At 48.7% G+C, this 2,434-nt stretch carries 2 protein-coding genes and 1 pseudogene; all 3 read left to right on the top strand.

All coding sequences use genetic code 11. From position 1 onward, the window contains the following. Positions 1-882: pseudogene (locus Q0954_RS33615) on the top strand (hypothetical protein); the annotation flags it as partial. A 39-nt stretch (positions 883-921) separates the two neighbouring features. Further along, on the top strand, positions 922-2,208 hold the full coding sequence (locus Q0954_RS33620; protein ID WP_299466357.1) for a hypothetical protein: 1,287 nt from the start codon (positions 922-924) through the stop codon (positions 2,206-2,208). Between the two features lie 5 nt (positions 2,209-2,213). Next, positions 2,214-2,434: hypothetical protein (locus Q0954_RS33625; RefSeq protein ID WP_299466360.1), on the top strand; the 221-nt coding region annotated here is incomplete at its 3' end.

A 2,434-nucleotide genomic window follows, 5' to 3' on the forward strand; every position in this document is an offset into this window, starting at 1 on the left:
GGGGCAGGCACCCAAATCATTCCCGACGAGTGGCGCGACCAGTATTTGAGCTTTACGGGCGAAATCAACAATTTATTTGACGAAATAGAACGAGGGCTGGATAAAATAGATCAAGTGGTAGGCAAAATAGACCAAGTACTGAAAAAAGTAGAACAGTGGGTGAAGGACTACGATGGTCCCGACAAAGCTGAATTGTTGGAAACCATCCAAATTGGCAAAAAGGCAATAGAAGATGGGAAGAAAGACTGGAAGGATGGCAAGTTAACTGAAGCGGCAAAAAAGTTGAAGGATGGAAGTGGGAAGATTCTCAAAGTAGCGGGCAAGCTGGCCAAAGAAGCCCTGGAAAGGTTATGGCAAGAATTGAGTGATTTGTTTAGAAAAATCATCCAGGCAATCAAAGGCGATGACGACGCCCAGCAAAAGCAACTCTCCGGACAAATGGATAGTTTGAGTGTAACCATCAATGCTGAAGTAGATAAACTAAGCCCCACCATTGCCCCCGAAAACGCTCCCACACCACAAGCAGACTCTACTGCCTGGTTGGTGGTAAATACCAATGTAGCAGCGGCTACCTCGCGGTATCCGGTGACCAAAGTCTACCTGAAAGCCCGGCAAAAATATACCAGGGTCAGCGTTCAGCATGGTCAAAAGAAAATCCGGTTGGTGTTGTTGGTAGAATTGCTCCAAAAAGCCGACAAAATGGCCTTGGTCGTGAAGCAAATCAAAGACAAGGCAACAAATATAGTGGAGGAATATAGCCGCCTCAAAAAGTCAGGTAAAAACGAATTAGAGATCATTAACGGTTTGAAGGAGCTGGTAGCCCAGTTTATCAACCAAGCCGTAGTCACTCCGTTTTTAGAAGAAAATGGGCTAAAAAAATAAGCAAATATGTGGATGATTTAACACAAAACTTTGGATACTATGTTGTATACCTTTCTCAAAAAATACACTTTGCTGCTTTGTTTGCTTTTGGCAAGCCTGAGTGGGCAGGCAAAAGAAACCGACCCCGAAATACAACGCCGGATTGTCACAGGTACTAAAGAATTGAAGGCAATCATTGCCCAAAATGCCTGGAATAACGCCCGTGGTTTGTCGCACCTCAACCGCTATGTGTTTGGCAACACCAAGTGGATCAAAGTACACCAACAAGCCATTGACAACTCGGCGGCAGAAGCGATCAACGCCTTGTTGGTAAAATACAACGAACAAGCTGCTGGGGGCAAGCCCTATGTCTACAACGCAGTAAAGTTGTATGTCTACCTGGGGGGCATTCAAGGGTTCAAAGCCCCCAAACCTGCCAAAAACGAAACCATCGCCCAAACCATTGCCCGTATGAAGCGGGAGGGTGACCGCCGCTTGTATGAATATACCCAATACCAAACCGCCCTCCGAAAAGAATACCAAGTACTGAAGGGGATCATGAAAAGTGCCCCGGCGGCCTTTCAAAAATCGACCTACCAAATGCTGGCGGGGCTGGCCATGTACCTTGATGTATACCCCGAAAAAATCGCCTTGAAACCCAACGAAGTATTGGTAGCAGGCATCCACGGCATATTGCCCAATGCCTCGCTCAGTAAAACCGATGGAGCTATTGCCCCCGTGTTGCGCAGCCAAATGCGCCCTTATATGAAAGCAGTGATCAAGGAACAGCCCCAGCTTACCCCCACCGAAGCGCGCCAACGAAGGGCACAAGCCACCCAAAAGCTGGTAGAAGCCTTGCTTGCCCAATTGGGAAATTACCACCCGGTAAAAAATCCGGCGAAGATTGACCTGAACGCCGAAATGCCCAAGCTCCTGACCATTACCCACAAAGCCGCCAAAGTAGAAGCCATGCAAAGCCAGGTGCCTACCCAAGCCCAATCGGAACTGGCGGGCAAGGTAGAGGTATGGAACTACACCGGGCTCAAGGCGAAGGGTTTTCGTTGGGCAGCCACCGAAGACGATAAAATGAGGGCAGAATTTGTCAAGAAAATTGTGTTGGTGGTCACCAACTCCCACACCTCCCGTAGCACCTTGTTTGACATTGCCAACCGCAAAGGACGATTTAATCCAGGGGACGACGAAATGGTGTTTTGGGTGCATTATACCACTACCCGCACCAACGTGGCTACTTTTTGGTACAGCCCGCAAGTAGAAGAAGCCCTGCAAAAACTCAAGGCTGACCAGGGAGTTCGCAGGCTCTTTGAAGATATGATGCGCCGGGGGTAGACGAGATGGGCAAAAGCCTGACCCAGGTATGCGGGGCGGTGCATTATGTGACCCGAATGCTGACCAATTGCATAAAAGCAGGGCAGATACCCGAAAAGTATTGGAACCGGGAACACAAAGATTATGTAAAAAGCATGCGCTGGGTGCTGGCAATCATTGCCATGGATTTTAGCGGGGGCGAGCTGGCGACTCGTCACTTTGCCCTAAGTTGTGGGTTGTGGAATGG

It is taken from the genome of uncultured Microscilla sp. (assembly GCF_947493425.1).
Lineage (GTDB): Bacteria > Bacteroidota > Bacteroidia > Cytophagales > Microscillaceae > Microscilla.